We start from the raw sequence: 14,938 nt of genomic DNA on the forward strand, positions 1-14,938 counted from the left end.
GCTGCGATCTTTTGACCTTGATCTGCAAAAACAAGATCAAAAGATCGCAGCCTGCGGCAGCTCCTACAGGTTTATCCAAACATGTCACCTGACCAGTGGCCAATTGCTAACCATTCCCACCTCTGCCAGAATCGCGAACAATTCGCGTTAGTTAATATTTCCCAATCGGTGATGTCCGGTGTCGTCAGTCCCAAGCCCTCACAGTGAACTTGTTGGTGCGATGTATCGCGACCATCGCGGTTGGCTGCTGGCGTGGCTGCGGCGCAACGTGGCCTGCCCGCAACGTGCCGAAGACCTCAGTCAGGACACCTTCGTGCGCCTGCTCGGCCGCGACGAGCTGCTGACACCCCGCGAACCACGAGCGTTTCTGGTGGCGATCGCCAAAGGCCTGCTGTTCGACTACTTCCGTCGCGCCGCGCTGGAACAGGCCTACCTCACCGAATTGATGCTGATCCCTGAAGGTGAACAGCCTTCTATAGAAGAACAGCAACTGATCCTCGAAGACCTCAAGGCCATCGACCGCCTGCTCGGCAAACTGTCGACCAAGGCCCGCGCCGCGTTTCTGTATAACCGCCTCGACGGCCTCGGCCACGCCGAGATCGCCGCCAGGCTCGGCGTGTCGGTGCCGCGCGTGCGCCAATATCTGGCGCAAGGCATTCGCCAGTGCTACATCGCCCTTTACGGTGAGCCGACGTGAGCCCGGCCAGTTCCCGCCCCGTCCCGGCGCATGTGCTGGACGCGGCGATTGCCTGGCAACTGACCCTCGATTCGAGCAGCCCGCTGGAACGCGAAGAGTTCGCCAAATGGCACGCGGCGCATGAAGAACACGCCCGCGCCTGGCGCCAGTTGGGCATGCTTGATCAACGTTTCAGTGTGGCCAAAGGCCCGGCGCGCAATGCACTGCTGCAATCACGCGAAGGCATTCGCCGGCGAGTGCGCAAGCTCGGCAGCGGGCTGGCCAGCGTTGTGGTGATCGTCGGTCTCGGGCTGTTCGCCAGTGAACGGTGGCTGCCGCTGGACTACTGGCTCGCCGATCAGCGTACGGCCACGGGCGAACAACGCACCGTGCGCCTGGCCGATGGCACCGTACTCAACCTCAACACCCACAGCGCAGTGGATGTGCGTTTCGATGAGAAGCGCCGACTGATCGTGTTGCAGGAAGGCGAGATTCTGGTCGAAACCGGCCACGGCGATGCGCGGCCATTTATTGTCGAAACCCGCGAGGGCAGCATGCGCGCCCTGGGCACGCGCTTCCTGGTCAAGCGCGAGGACGAAGGCACACGCCTGAGCGTGTTGCAGTCAGCGGTGGCGGCCCACACGCAATTCAATCCTGAAGAACAGATCCTGCGCGAAGGCCAACAAGTGCTGCTGCGCAGCGATGGCCTGGGCTCGATTGTCGCCCTCAACCCCGGCGCCGATGCGTGGACGCGCGGCATGCTGGTGGTCGACAACGCGCGGCTGGGCGATCTGGTGCATGAGCTCGGGCGTTATCGACGCGGGCATCTGGGTGTGGCGCCGGAAGTGGCGGACTTGCGGATTACCGGCAGCTTCCCGCTGCATGACACCGATAAAGCCTTGAGCGCCCTGCTGCCGACCTTGCCAGTGCAGATCGAGCAGCACACGCCTTATTGGGTGACTGTCGCCAAGGCTGATTCCAAGCCTGAGTAATGGTTTGTCTGAGCGGCCGCCATCGCTGGCAAGCCAGCTCCCACAGGGATCTGTGGTGAATATCAATTTTGTGAACAGCACTGAACCCTGTGGGAGCTGGCTTGCCAGCGATGAGGCCGCAGTAGCCTCCACTTTCAGTTAATCAAAATTATTTTCATCCAGCCCTATCACTTTTCGAGTTTCATCCGGCACACAGGCAATTGAGAAATATTTCCATTCAGGAGCCGCCGTATGTCCCGTTCGCTAGACACCTTGTTGCGCCCCAGTCTGCTGGCCGTCGCCATTGCTTTCAGCACCCCGCTGATCAGCAGCCCGTTGCTCGCCGCTGAACAAGCATCCACCGTGCGCGCCTACAACCTGCCGGCCGCACCGCTGTCGACCACCCTGAACCAGATCGCCAGCCAGGGCGGCCTCGCGCTGTCGCTGAATCCGGCGCTGGCGGCGGGCAAGACCTCGGCACCGGTCAGCGGCCAGTACGACGCGGCCGGCGCCCTGCGTGCGGCCCTGCGCGGCACCGGTCTGCAACTGGAGCAAAGCAGCGCGGGCACCTACAGCCTGGTCGCCGTGCCTGACGGCGCAATGGCCCTGCCGGAAACCGCGATCATCGGCGTCGAAAACACCGAAAGCGCCTGGGGCCCGGTTGAGGGCTACACCGCCACCCGCACCGCCGCCGGCACCAAGACCGACACCGCGCTGGTCGAAGCACCGCGCTCGATCTCGGTTGCGACCCGCCAGCAAATGGACGACCGCAGCGTACACAGCCTCGATGACGCCGTGCGCTACATGCCGGGGATCACCGCCAGCAGTTATGGCAGCGATACGCGCATCGACTGGCTGCGCGTACGCGGTTTCGAGCCGACCCAATTCCTCGACGGCCTGCCGCTGCCACGCGGTGTGTACGCCAACCCGAAACCGGAAACCTGGAACCTCGACCGCCTCGCCCTGCTCCGTGGCCCGGCGTCGTCGGTGTACGGCCAGACCCCGCCAGGCGGTTTGCTCGACATGGTCAGCCGCCGGCCGAGCGCCGAAGCCAGCAGCGAAATCCAGTTGCAGTACGGCAGCGACAACCACCGTCAGATCAACTTCGCCAGCACCGGCAAGATCGATGACGCCGGCCAGTTCCTGTATGGCATCAGCGGCGTGGTGCGCGACAGCGACACGCAGATCGACCACATCGAAAACAAGCGCTACAACATCGCGCCGAGCCTGACCTGGAACATCGACGACGACACCAGGCTGACCCTGCTCACGCAGTTCACCCGCGACGATACCGGCGTTACCAGCCAGTTCTATCCGATCCAAGGCACCAAGATCGACATGCCGTTCGGCAAGATCTCTCACCACAAGAACCTCGGTGATCCGGACTACGACTACTACGACCGCACTTACTACGCGCTCGGTTATGCCTTCGAACATCGCCTGAACGATGTCTGGCAGTTCAAGCAGAACCTGCGTTACACCAAGTCGGACCTGGCGTTCCAGACCGTCACCGTCAACAGCTACAACCCGTCGTTCGCCGGTTTCACCGTGGACGATCAGGGCAATGTCGGCCGCGGCACCACCAACGTCGATGAAGACATCAGCCAATTCGCCGTGGACAACAACTTCCAGGCCGATTTCGCCACTGGCGACATCCGCCATACGCTGCTGCTGGGTCTCGATCATCAGCGCAGCAACACCAACTACACCTCGATCTTCGGCTCCGCACCGAGCATCAACGTCAACAACCCGATCTACGGCCAGACCATCGTGCGTCCACCGCGCTCCAGCGCGTTTTACGATTACGACCAGAAGACCACCCAGACCGGTCTCTACGTGCAGGACCAGATGGCCCTCGACCAGTGGCGCCTGACCCTCGGCGGGCGTGAAGACTGGGTACACACCAGCACGCAGTTCATCAACAAGGGCGACGCCACCAACACCCAGCGTGACAAGGCGTTCAGCGGCAACGCAGCGATCAGCTACGTGTTCGACTCGGGTTTTGTGCCGTACCTGTCCTACGCCGAATCGTTCCAGCCCACCAGCGGCGCCGACGCCACCTCGACCGACTCGTTCAAGCCGACCGAAGGCAAGCAGTGGGAACTGGGTATCAAGTACCAGCCGCCGGGCAGCAAAACCCTGCTCAGCGCTGCGGTGTATGACCTGACCCAGAAAAACGTTTCGGTCAATTCCATCGTCAACAACGTGACCATCACCAGCCAGACCGGCGAAGTGAAAGTCAAAGGCCTGGAGCTGGAAGCGGTCTCCGATGTGACCGATAACCTGAAAGTCATCGCCGCCTACACCCTGGCCAAGTCCGAAGTGCAGAAAGGCGTCGACAAGGGCAACCGTCTGCAACTGATGCCGAACCAGCAAGCCTCGCTGTGGACTGACTACACCTGGCACACCGGCGTACTCGACGGCTTCGGCGTTGGCGCTGGCGTGCGTTACACCGGCAACACCTACGGCGACAAAGGCAACACCTGGCTGGGCAAGGCGGATGCCTATACCGTGTTCGACGCGAGCGTGCATTACGACCTCGGCCGTCTGGACAACAGCCTCAAAGGCGCGTCGCTGGCAGTCAACGCGACCAACCTGTTCGACAAGGACTACATTTCCACCTGCGACGGTTTCTATTGCTACTACGGCGACCAGCGCAGCGTCGTCGCCAGTGCCACTTACAAGTGGTAAGCGACTGAGCTGAACCAGGCCCTGTTACCAGGCCGTCCCTCGGGGACGGCTTTGGTGTTTTTGAAGGTCATGAAATGAAAAGTAAAACAATTCGTCGCTGGTCGTTTATCCACACCTGGACCAGCCTGATCTGCACCGTGTTTTTGCTGATGCTGGCATTGACCGGTCTGCCGTTGATCTTCAGCCATGAAATCGACCACCTCCTCGGTAACGCCCCGGAACTGCGGGAGATGCCGGCCGACACGCCGCAGCTCAATCTGCAGCAACTGGTGGATGCCGCGCAGAAACATCGACCGGGTGAAGTCATGCAGTATTTCGGCTATGACGACGAAGACCCGAACGCGGCGTTCGCGATCATGGCGAAAACCGCCGGCACCGAACCGAACTCCTCGCACACCTTCATGCTTGATGCACGCACCGGTGAAGCGCTGGAAACCCCCTCGGCCAACGGCGGTTTGATGCTGTTTATCCTGCGCCTGCACGTCGACATGTTCGCCGGGCTGCCGGGCAAGTTGCTGCTGGCGTTCATGGGCTTGCTGTTTGTCGTGGCCATCGTGTCCGGGACGGTGCTGTATTTGCCGTTCATGCGTCGGTTGAAATTCGGCACCGTGCGCCAGGACAAATCGACGAGGTTGCGCTGGCTCGACCTGCATAACCTGATCGGCGTGGTCACGCTGACGTGGGCGTTGGTCGTCGGCGTCACCGGCGTGATCAGCGCCTGCGCCGACCTGCTGATTGCCGCCTGGCGCAATGATGCACTGACCGCGCTGATCGAGCCTTACCGCGATGCCCCGCCGCTGACGCACCTGGCGCCGGCCACGCGTTTGCTAGACATCGCCGCTGAAGTCGCGCCAGGCATGAAGCCGGATTTCATTGCCTTCCCCGGCACACGGTTTTCCAGCGAGCACCATTACTCGGTGTTCATGAAGGGCGGCACGCACCTGACCTCGCATCTGCTGACGCCGGTGCTGATCGACGCGACGACTTTGCAGGTCACCGCCGTCGCCGAACGCCCGTGGTACATGGACGCCATGGGTATGTCGCAACCGTTGCACTTTGGTGACTACGGCGGCATGCCGATGAAAATCCTCTGGGCCACGCTTGATGTACTGACCATCATCGTCCTCGGCAGTGGCGTGTACCTGTGGGTGGTGCGCCGCAAAGCGGCTAAGCCCGTGCCGGAAACGGCGGAGGCCTCTGCATGAAGCCGCGTCAGTCGAATTTCTGGAAAGTCTTCAGCACGCCGATCGTGATAGCGCTGCTCAGTGCGGCAGGGTTGTTTGCGGCGCTGCTGGGTGACGGGGTCTGGGATGCGTTGAGCTGGGTCGGGCTGGGTGTGCCGGCGGTTCTGGCGCTCAGGGGATTGCTGCAGCGCCGGTGATTTTTGTGTTGTCGGTGATGGCCTCATCGCTGGCAAGCCAGCTCCCACAGCGGTTTACGCTGAATCTGAAATTTGTGTTCACTGCAAAACACTGTGGGAGCTGGCTTGCCAGCGATGGCGATCGCCTAGGCACCATCATTTCCCCTCGCCAGCCACAGAAGTTGTGGCTAGGCTAACCTCCTGCTCTTCGACGATCACCGAGGTTTGCCAATGTCCGCCCCCAGCATGACCCTGTACCACAACACGCTCTCCCCGTTTGTTCGCAAAGTGATGGTGTTGCTGCACGAAACCGGCCAGCAGGATCGTGTCGCGTTGCAAGACTGTGTGCTCAGCCCGGTCAGCCCCAGCGCTGAACTCAATGCCGATAACCCGCTGGGCAAGATTCCGGCCCTGCGCCTGGCCGATGGCAACGTCATCCATGACAGCCGTGTGATCCTCGAATACCTCGACCATCAACATGTCGGCAATCCGCTGATCCCGCGCGAAGGCGCGGCACGCTGGCGCCGTCTGACCCTCGCTTCAATGGCTGACGGGATCATGGACGCCTCGGTGATGGTGCGTTATGAACAAGTGCTGCGTGCCCCGGAAAAGCATTGGGACGAATGGCTGGAGGCCCAACGCGAGAAGATCCGCCGCGCCCTGAATCTGTTGGAGAACGACGCGATTGCCGAGCTGACCAGCCACTTTGACGTGGCGGCGATCAGCGTGGCCTGCGCGTTGGGCTATCTTGATCTGCGTTTCCCGGATCTGGGCTGGCGTGAGGCCAACCCGCAACTGGCCAACTGGTTTTTTGAAGTGAGTCAGCGACCGTCCATGATCGCGACCATGCCCAAGCCTTAGTTTTTTGGCGCCTGCTCCGGCCTCATCGCTGGCAAGCCAGCTCCCACAATGGAATCGGTGATGACACCAACCACCGATCCGCCACAAACCCTGTGGGAGCTGGCTTGCCAGCGATGGCGGCAACTCGGTTCCACAGGCAAATAGCCGATAATCCGCGTCATCAATTCATCCTTCCAGCGCTGATCCTCACGCAACCCCAGCGACCGGCTCATTGCATTGCCCCCACATCAAACTCCAATGGTTTGGCGGGTTTCTGCCCTATTCCGTACCAATCCAGTTTGCGCGTCAGCACCATAAACACGCCGAGCAGACCGAACAGCAACAGCGAGCCCATCAGCAAGGCGTAATCCTCGGCGCTGAGCAATCCATAAAGCAGCCCATACAACGCCGCCAGCCCCGCCGAAAAACTCAAGCCATGGCGCACGCTGCGCAGCACATGGCAAACGTAAAACCCGATCAACAACACGCAACCACTGGCCGACAGCAGATACGCCAGGGCAAAGCCGATGTGCTCCGACAACGACAGCAACAACAGATAAAAGAACGCCAGCGCGACACCCACCAATGCGTACTGCACCGGGTGCACCGCCAGGCTTTTGAGCACTTCGAAGAGAAAGAAACCGGCGAACGTCAGAACGATGAACAGCAGCGCATATTTGATCGCCCGGTCACTCTTCAAGTACTGATCCACCGGATCGATAAAACTCACGCCGAAACTGCGACCATTGAACGCCGCGCAGTCATTGCTGGCCACGCAACGGCTCATCGCGTCCTGCAAGTTGGTGGAGAAGAACGTGGTCTGCCAGTCAGCGTTGAAGCCCTGATCATTGATCTCACGCTTCGCCGGCAGGAAGTTGCCGATGAAGCTTGGATGCGGCCAGTTGGCACTGAGGCTGACACTGCTGGTTTTGCCCACAGGGAGCACTTGCAATGAACCGGTGCCTTGCAGGCGCAGGTCGAACGCAAAGGCCAGTTCGGTGTTTTTGCTGGTGTCGAGCAGCGGCAACGTCACGCGCACGCCTTCGCCGAGCCAGCCAACCTGCGTGCCCGGCACAAAGTCCAGGCGCTGCCCTTCGAACTCCAGTTTCAGGGCATTTTCGATTCCACGAATGTCGCTGATACCGACAGCGAGAAACGGCGCATCGAACCGATAGTCGGTGAAGTCTTCCTTGATGCCCAATTGCGCCGGCAACGAGAAATGCCCGTCGATGCGATTGTCGGCATGGAACAACCGCGCCTCGTAAATACCCCGGGCGCGCAGTTCAGTCTGCACCTGGCCGTCGAGTTCGAAACGTTCCGGCAGGAAATACAGACGCCCGCGCTCTTCGCGTGGATCGTCGTAGCGCTGATTGGTCTTGTCGTTGATCTTCCAGTTGTGAATCACTTTGCGATACGGCACCACCATCACCGGCCCGCTTACCTGCTGGCTGTAACTGGAGCTGCGGGCGATGTCTTCAAGTACGCCGTCACGCAGTTGCTGACGCTCGTCGATGACGCCATCGATCATCAGCAGGGGAATCAGCAACAGCAGGATCAGCAGGGCAATCGCCCCCAGTTTCAGTGCCAGACTTCGGTTCATAAGGTCGCTCCCTTGTTGGAATGGGGCGAGTCTGCGAGCGCTGTATGGTTTTGTGATGGAGGTTGTGTGGGATTTGCGTGGAAATACCTGTAAAAGGTTTTTCCCATTTACGGGGAAGTGCTCAGACAAAGGACGATCACGTTGCGCAACAACTCATTCGATTTGATCAGGCACCTGGCAGCGTTAATGGTGCTGGTCAGCCATCACTTTGCCCTGTCGGGCCTGGAAGAACCGGGCATTGCCGGTTACAACTCGCTGGGCGGTATCGCCGTGACGGCGTTCTTTTCGATTTCCGGCCTGCTGATCAGCCAAAGCTTTCTCAACGCGCGCAGCTTTGCCGATTATCTGGGCAAGCGCGTGGCGCGCATTTTCCCGGCGTTGATCCTTTGCGCTTTTGTGATGACGTACCTCGCCGGGGCGGTATTTGCCGACGGCTATGTCACGGGCTTCGGCGCCCTGCTCGACTTTCTGCGCATCTCGGTGTTCGGGCGGGCCAACATTGAACCGATCACCCAGGGATTTATTGTCAGCGAATCCTTCAACGGTAGCCTCTGGACGCTGAAGATCGAGTTCGGCTTTTACCTGTTGCTGGCGCTGGCGTTGGGCATGTATCGACGGGCACTGATGCCATGGGTTTTGCTGGCTGCGTTTGCAGTGGCGACTTACGTTCTGGGCAATCACGTGCCTGGCGCGCTGGCGCAAAAGCTGGCGGTTTACAGCGCGGCCGGCATCGCGTTCTTTGCCGGCGCAGTGATTGCCTTCAACCAGCAATACTTGAGCGATCGCCGCGTGCTGGCAATCGCGCTGGTGACTGGGGCAGGCCTGATATTTTTCAGCGTCGGCACGCCGCTGGCCAGCGTGCTGGCGACCTTGGGTTTGTGCCTCGCGACCCTGAGCCTGGGCTTGCTTTACGTCGACAAAAGCCTGCGCGGACGATTCGATATTTCCTACGGGATGTATCTGTACGCCTTCCCGGTGCAGCAACTGATCATCAACAAGACCTCACTGACGTTTATTCCGTCGATGCTCGTGTCGGCCTTGATCGTGATTGTGCTGGCCACGATTTCGTGGCGCCTGGTCGAGCAGCCGGCGCTGCAGTTTGTCCATCGACGAAAGCGCGCGCTGGCCGCCACGCAGCCCTGACGTTACGGCAGGCTGAGCGTCACTTCGACGCCTCCGGGCACATTGCGCACAGCCAGCCGGCCACCATGCAACTTGGCCACTTCTTCAACAAAATTAAGCCCCAGCCCGGTGCTTTTGCGGCCGCTGTCGGGACGGGGCAGTGAGTAAAAGCGTTCGGTCAGGCGCGGCAAGGCGTAATCGGGAATCGCTGCCGTTTCATTGAACAATCGAAACTCGATCTGTTCGCCAACGCGCTCGGCACTGAAACGCAACACACCCTGCTTCGGGGTGAAATCCAGTGCATTCTCCAGCAGATTGCCCAGCGCCTGACGCAGCAGAAACGGCTCGCCGATCAGCAACAGCTCCGCAGCAATCGTCTGCTCGACACGCAATTGCTTGCCCTCGATCCGCGCGGCCTGGCCCTGCAACAGTTGGTCGACCAACACTGCCAACGGCACCGCCACTCGTTCTTCAAGACCCTGACGCTGTTCAACTTGCGCCAGGTTCAACAGGCGCTCGATCAACTGCTGCATCCGCGCACTTTCGCTATCGATGTTGCCGACGAAACGCAGGCGCTGCACGGGCGGCATTTCACCTTGCAGCAACTCGGCTGCGCCACGAATCGCCGCCAACGGGCTCTTCAATTCATGGGTCAGCGTGTGCACGTAGCGTTCGACGTAGGCCTTGCCCTCCAGTTGCGTGCGCATCTGTTCGACCGCCGTGGCCAGTTGCTCCAGCTCGCCGCCGCGATAGTGCGGCACTTCCACGCGCCGGCCTTCGCTCACGGCCTGGGCATAACCGGTCAGGCGATGCAGTGCGCGGCTCAGCCACCACGACAGCAACGCGCCAAACAACAGGCCGAGGCCGATCAGGCCGGCGCCATAAAACAGCAGGCGCCGTTCGGTGCGATCGACATAGGGCTGCAATGAGCTGTTGGGTTTGGCCACGGTGACCACGCCGATAATCTGGCCGTTGTCGCGGATCGGCGCGCCGACGTGCATCACCGATGAACTGGCATCATGCGGATCGCTGCGGGTCGAGCGTGCGCCGTATTCGCCGCGCAACGTCAGGTAGACGTCGTTCCAGCGCGAGTAATCCTGGCCGACCGCGACGCCGCTGGAATCGAGCACGACAATGCCCTTGGCGTCGGTCACGTAGATACGGTGGTTGACCTGATTTTTCGGCAAACCCCAGATCGTCGCTTTCGGCTGGCGCTCGCCATAGGCACGCAGCAGTTCGGGCCAGCGATTTTCGCTGAGGGTCCCGGCCTTGAAATCGTCACGTAGTATTTCCGCCATCAGGTTCGCAGTGTCCACCAGGGTTTCTTCGGTGGACTGGCGCACGCCGGGGCGGATTTCTTCCATCACGGTGTTGAGCACGAAATAACCGGTCAGGCCGATAAACAGCACATACACCAGAAATATCCGCAGCCCCAGTGACATCAGCTGTGCCCCGGGCTGTAACTGTATCCGAGGCCACGGTGGGTCTGGATCGGTTCGGCCTCGGCACGCACCAGGCGTAGTTTGGCGCGCACGCTTTTGATGTGGCTGTCGATGCTGCGCTCGTAGCCGGCGTCGGCCGCCACGCCCAGCGCGTCGAGCAATTGCTCGCGGCTGAACACCCGTTCGGGTTGTTCGAGCAGGCATTGCAACAGGCGGAATTCGTGGCGAGTCAGGCTCAAGGGCTGGCCGCGATAGCTGATCTGTACGCGTTCAGGGTCGACGCGAAACAGCGCCGAAGCGACGTCCACTGAGGCTCGCGGCGCCATGCGTTTGAGGATGGCCTTGACCCGCGCCGCCACCTCGCGAGGACTGAACGGCTTGACCACATAGTCGTCGGCGCCGATCTCCAGTCCCACTACACGGTCGATCTCGGCATCGCGGGCGCTGAGGAAGAGCACCGGCACTTCGCTGAAGCGCCGCAGCTGTTTACAGGTTTCGAAACCGCTGATGTCCGGCAGGCCGATGTCGAGGATGATCAGGTCGGCCGGGGTCTGCCGCTGATGTTCCAGCGCCGCCGCGCCGAGGCTCAGCCACGTGGTGCCGAACCCCTCGCCTTGCAGGGCGAAAATCAGCGTGTCGGCAATCGCCGCTTCGTCTTCGACAATCAGGATATGAGGCATGGCGTCCGAGCCCGTGGGTTAAGTGCGCGAACGGTGCCCCAAGCCTGACGTTACGTCAATGAGACCACTTAGCAGTCCGGCTTGTCGGCGGTGAAGCGCCGCGCCGGATTCACGGCTGCGCCGAACTCGCGCAAGGCTTTGGCACCGATCAGCAGCGGGTAGTTGAAGTTGCTGCGGTCGGTCAGGTTGACCTCAACGGTACGCTTGACGTTGCCCAGACACAGCTCCAGATCGACCACCGGACGCTTGGCGACTTCGGTGCTTTCGCCCTCGTCCTCTTCATCCGAGCGGCTCTTGATCTTGCTGATCCGCGCGACCTTGTGTTCGTAGACTTTGTTGCTGGCGTCTTTGGTGCCGAGGCGGAAACGCACCCAGTCGTCGCCATCACGGGTGAAGGTTTCGATGTCCTTGGCCGACAGCGAGGCGGTCAGTGCGCCGGTGTCCATCTTGGCCTTGAGCACTTCACCGCCGATTTCCGGCAGCGCGATGTATTCGTAGCGCCCGTACAGGGTCGGCTCGGCGGCCATGACCGGCAGGGCGACGAGGGCAAACAGTGCAAGGAGGGATTTCACGTAAGGGGCTTCCTTGAAAAATGAGGGCGGCAGACGCGAGATTTTAGACACCCGGCGAGCAATTCGTTCGCCCTTGGGACCGCATCGCTGGCAAGCCAGCTCCCACAAGGATCTTCAATGAATGCAATTCTTGTGAACACCAGAGAAACCTGTGGGAGCTGGCTTGCCAGCGATGAGGCCTGCACATTCAATACGATATCTGGCATCAGCATACCGCCCCAAAAGTGAAACATTCGTCACCGCCGATTTGGCCTGTCGCGCGAAGCTGCTTATCATGACGCGCCCAACCCACGTCATAGAGTTGCTTATGCGCCGCCTGCTCACCGGCTGTTTCGTCACCCTGCTGCTGTTGCTCAACACCCTGATCCTGATCGGGCCGTTGCTGGTGTTTGCCTTGCTCAAACTGATCGCGCCGGGCCGCTGGCGCGACTATGCGTCGGGGGCGGTGATGTGGATCGCCGAGACCTGGGCCGAAATCGACAAACTGATTTTCCGCCTGTGCATTCCCACCCAATGGGACATTCGCGGCGGCGAAGGCCTGCGTGGCGACACCTCGTATCTGGTGATCAGCAACCACCAATCCTGGGTCGACATTCCGGCGCTGATCCAGACGCTGAACCGGCGCACGCCGTTCTTCAAATTCTTCCTCAAGAAGGAACTGATCTGGGTACCGTTTCTGGGGCTGGCGTGGTGGGCGCTGGATTACCCGTTCATGAAGCGTTACACCAAGGCATTCCTGGCGAAGAACCCCGAGCTGGCGGGCAAGGATCTGGAAATCACCAGACAGGCTTGCGAGCTGTTCAAGCGTCAGCCGGTGACCGTGGTGAATTATCTGGAAGGCACGCGTTATACGGCGGCGAAAAGCACCGAACAGCAATCGCCGTTCAACCACTTGCTCAAGCCCAAGGCCGGCGGCGTGGCGTTTGTGTTGGCGGCGATGGGTGAACAACTGGACGCGATTCTCGACGTCACCGTGGTTTATCCACAGGAGAACATTCCGGGGTTCTGGGACTTGATCAGCGGCAACGTGCCGCGCGTGATCATCGACATCCAGACCCGCGAACTCGACCCGGCGCTGTGGCAGGGCGATTACGAGAATGATCCGGCGTTTCGCCAGACAGTCCAGAGCTGGGTCAACCAGCTCTGGAGCGAGAAGGATCAGCGCATCGCCGAACTGCGCAGCGAGCGCCGCTGAATCAGCTACCGGTGCCGGCGCCCCAGATGCTGCCCAGGCTTTGCAACAGCGGGCCGCCGACGCCTTGGTCACCCAAGTACTTGAGCAGCACCGGGGCAAACTGGCCGACCATGCCGCTGTCCATGCCCAAGGCACCGAAAGCGTTGTTCAGGTCATTGGTGTCCTTGACGTTGCCCAGCGCGTTTTCCAGACCGGCGGACTTGCCGGACTGACCGAGCAACCCGCTCAACGCCGCCAGGTTACCGCTACCGCCCGACAGCTTGTCGATGCCCGGTACTTCCTTGGCCAACTGCGAATAATCGGTGCTGCTCAATTGATTCTTGGCCAAGCCAAGCATGGCGCTGGTGCCGCCGACGGCTTGTTGCGGGGTAACGCCCAGACCGGTGACGGCTTGCAGCAGACCGGCGGTTTCCGAAGTCGGCGCGGCGGCCGTGGCAGCGTTGCCGCCCTGCATGCCTGCAGCAGCCTTGGTCACATCGTCGAGGCTGAAACCGGCAAACACCGGGCTGGCCGCAAGGGTCATCAGCGAAGCCATTGCAATACCACGTGAAATCTTCATTCAGACATCCTCTTGCGCTGTGAAAACCACCCGTTGAACGAGCAGCGAAACTGCCGGTTTGACCGGGTATCCGCCGGCATGTTCCGGCGCGGCGCATCCATTTTCATCCGGCCTGCGTATATAAAACGTGAAATCCCGGACACCCTCGCGATGAATGGCACAACCGCTGTCGCTGAACTAGCCTGTGAACAGTCCGAGTCGCGCCCTCGTGCGTTCAGCCTTGCCTGGAGAGTCGTCATTTCCATCGCCGACACCGATCAGTTGCGACAGCTGTTGGCCCAGTGTTCATTGGGTGATCGTCGCGCCTTCGAAACCTTGTACCGCAGCGTCGGCCCGCGCCTGCATGGCGTGGCCCTGCGCTTCATGGGTCGTGCGGATCTGGCCGAAGAAGTGCTGCAGGAAGCCTTCGTGCGCATCTGGAACAACGCCTCGCGCTACGACGCGCACCTGTCGGCACCGCTGACCTGGATGGTCAACATCACCCGTAATCAAGCCATCGACCAACTACGCAAACACCGCGACCGGCCGTTGACCGATCTGGAACAGGACGCCCTGCCGGACGAAAGCCCCTCGGCCCATGATCAGTTGAGCAGCGCCCGTGAGGCCCGCGCCCTGAACCGCTGCCTGGAAACCCTCGAAGGCATGCAGCGTCAGTCGATCACTGTGGCCTACTTTCAGGGATTGTCCTGCTCGGAACTGGCCGAACACCTGGCCACACCGCTGGGGACGGTGAAATCGTGGATCCGCCGTGGCATGGAACGCCTGCGTCGGTGCCTTGAATCATGAACTACCAGACCCCCGCCCTGCGCCGCGCCCTCGCCGCCGATTACGCCATCGGCCTGATGTCGGCGCCTGCGCGGCGACGGTTTGAACAATGGCTGCTGGATGACGCGGCGTTGCGTGCGGAAGTGGCGCAATGGCAGGAAACGCTGGCGAGCCTCACCGAATCGCTGCCGGAACATCCGCTGCCCGACCGCGTCTGGCACGGCATCACCGCGCGCATCGAACCGCAAGTGCTGCATGTTCCCGAGAAGCGGCCATTCTGGAATTGGCTGCGGCTTGCGGCGGCAGCATGTTCGATCGTCGTGCTGGTGTTCCTCGGTTCGCTGTACAACCGCGATGATGCCCGCTTTCACGCCACGCTGCTGACCGCCGACGCGCAACCGGCGCTGAAGGTCGAGGCGCATGCGGATTACCTGCAGGTCGAGCCGCTGACACTGGCTGGCGTCG

15 protein-coding genes are annotated in these 14,938 nt (G+C 61.0%); 10 read left to right on the forward strand and 5 right to left on the reverse strand.

Annotated elements, in window-relative coordinates; all coding sequences use genetic code 11:
* Window positions 1–220 precede the first annotated feature (220 nt).
* From PMI37_RS03340 to PMI37_RS03365, 6 genes are all read left to right on the forward strand, one after another.
* On the forward strand, window positions 221–697 hold the full coding sequence (locus PMI37_RS03340) for an RNA polymerase sigma factor (RefSeq protein ID WP_008078071.1): 477 nt from the start codon (window positions 221–223) through the stop codon (window positions 695–697).
* The gene (locus tag PMI37_RS03345) at window positions 694–1,668 is read left to right on the forward strand and encodes a FecR domain-containing protein (RefSeq protein WP_008078073.1); all 975 of its coding nucleotides are present in this window, start codon (window positions 694–696) and stop codon (window positions 1,666–1,668) included. The genes PMI37_RS03340 and PMI37_RS03345 overlap by 4 nt, the downstream gene beginning before the upstream one ends.
* Window positions 1,669–1,899: 231 nt before the next feature.
* The gene (locus PMI37_RS03350) at window positions 1,900–4,338 is read left to right on the forward strand and encodes a TonB-dependent siderophore receptor (protein WP_008078075.1); all 2,439 of its coding nucleotides are present in this window, start codon (window positions 1,900–1,902) and stop codon (window positions 4,336–4,338) included.
* Between the two features lie 74 nt (window positions 4,339–4,412).
* Window positions 4,413–5,543 carry a PepSY-associated TM helix domain-containing protein gene (locus PMI37_RS03355; protein ID WP_008078077.1) on the forward strand — a complete coding sequence of 377 codons (1,131 nt, stop codon included), beginning with the start codon at window positions 4,413–4,415 and terminating at the stop codon, window positions 5,541–5,543.
* Entirely contained in the window at window positions 5,540–5,719 is a 180-nt protein-coding gene (locus PMI37_RS03360; protein ID WP_008078079.1) for a hypothetical protein, read from the forward strand. Before PMI37_RS03355 ends, PMI37_RS03360 begins: the two co-directional genes overlap by 4 nt.
* A 210-nt stretch (window positions 5,720–5,929) precedes the next feature.
* Complete coding sequence (locus PMI37_RS03365) at window positions 5,930–6,559, forward strand: glutathione S-transferase (RefSeq protein ID WP_008078080.1); 630 nt, start codon at window positions 5,930–5,932, stop codon at window positions 6,557–6,559.
* A gap of 208 nt (window positions 6,560–6,767) precedes the next feature.
* On the opposite strand, the gene creD is transcribed toward PMI37_RS03365, so the two are convergent.
* A complete protein-coding gene (creD, locus tag PMI37_RS03370; RefSeq protein WP_008078085.1) occupies window positions 6,768–8,138 on the reverse strand; it encodes a cell envelope integrity protein CreD in 1,371 nt (456 codons plus the stop codon).
* Between the two features lie 141 nt (window positions 8,139–8,279).
* On the opposite strand from creD, the gene PMI37_RS03375 reads away from it, so the two are divergent.
* Window positions 8,280–9,281: an acyltransferase family protein gene (locus PMI37_RS03375; RefSeq protein ID WP_008078086.1), complete on the forward strand. Its 1,002-nt coding sequence runs from the start codon at window positions 8,280–8,282 to the stop codon at window positions 9,279–9,281.
* A gap of 2 nt (window positions 9,282–9,283) precedes the next feature.
* On the opposite strand, the gene creC is transcribed toward PMI37_RS03375, so the two are convergent.
* The 3 genes from creC to rloA2 form a co-directional block, all read right to left on the reverse strand.
* Window positions 9,284–10,702 (reverse strand): two-component system sensor histidine kinase CreC, encoded by a 1,419-nt coding sequence (gene creC / locus PMI37_RS03380; RefSeq protein ID WP_008078087.1) that lies wholly within the window; start codon window positions 10,700–10,702, stop codon window positions 9,284–9,286.
* Window positions 10,702–11,382, reverse strand: a complete 681-nt coding sequence (gene creB / locus PMI37_RS03385; protein ID WP_008078088.1) for a two-component system response regulator CreB — start codon at window positions 11,380–11,382, stop codon at window positions 10,702–10,704. The genes creC and creB overlap by 1 nt, the downstream gene beginning before the upstream one ends.
* A gap of 68 nt (window positions 11,383–11,450) precedes the next feature.
* Entirely contained in the window at window positions 11,451–11,954 is a 504-nt protein-coding gene (rloA2, locus tag PMI37_RS03390) for a retropepsin-like aspartic peptidase RloA2 (protein ID WP_008078089.1), read from the reverse strand.
* A gap of 307 nt (window positions 11,955–12,261) precedes the next feature.
* On the opposite strand from rloA2, the gene PMI37_RS03395 reads away from it, so the two are divergent.
* Window positions 12,262–13,149 (forward strand): acyltransferase, encoded by an 888-nt coding sequence (locus PMI37_RS03395; RefSeq protein ID WP_008078090.1) that lies wholly within the window; start codon window positions 12,262–12,264, stop codon window positions 13,147–13,149.
* A gap of 1 nt (window position 13,150) precedes the next feature.
* Here the strand turns inward: PMI37_RS03395 and PMI37_RS03400 are convergent, their stop codons facing one another.
* Window positions 13,151–13,708, reverse strand: a complete 558-nt coding sequence (locus PMI37_RS03400) for a DUF2780 domain-containing protein (protein ID WP_008078091.1) — start codon at window positions 13,706–13,708, stop codon at window positions 13,151–13,153.
* Window positions 13,709–13,858: 150 nt separating this feature from the next.
* Between PMI37_RS03400 and PMI37_RS03405 the strand changes: the two genes are divergently transcribed.
* Together PMI37_RS03405 and PMI37_RS03410 are read left to right on the forward strand one after the other, a co-directional pair.
* Window positions 13,859–14,494 (forward strand): sigma-70 family RNA polymerase sigma factor, encoded by a 636-nt coding sequence (locus tag PMI37_RS03405; RefSeq protein ID WP_008078092.1) that lies wholly within the window; start codon window positions 13,859–13,861, stop codon window positions 14,492–14,494.
* Window positions 14,491–14,938: anti-sigma factor (locus PMI37_RS03410; RefSeq protein WP_008078093.1), on the forward strand; the 448-nt coding region annotated here is incomplete at its 3' end. The genes PMI37_RS03405 and PMI37_RS03410, both read left to right, overlap by 4 nt.

It is taken from the genome of Pseudomonas sp. GM80 (assembly GCF_000282515.1).
Classification (GTDB): domain Bacteria; phylum Pseudomonadota; class Gammaproteobacteria; order Pseudomonadales; family Pseudomonadaceae; genus Aquipseudomonas.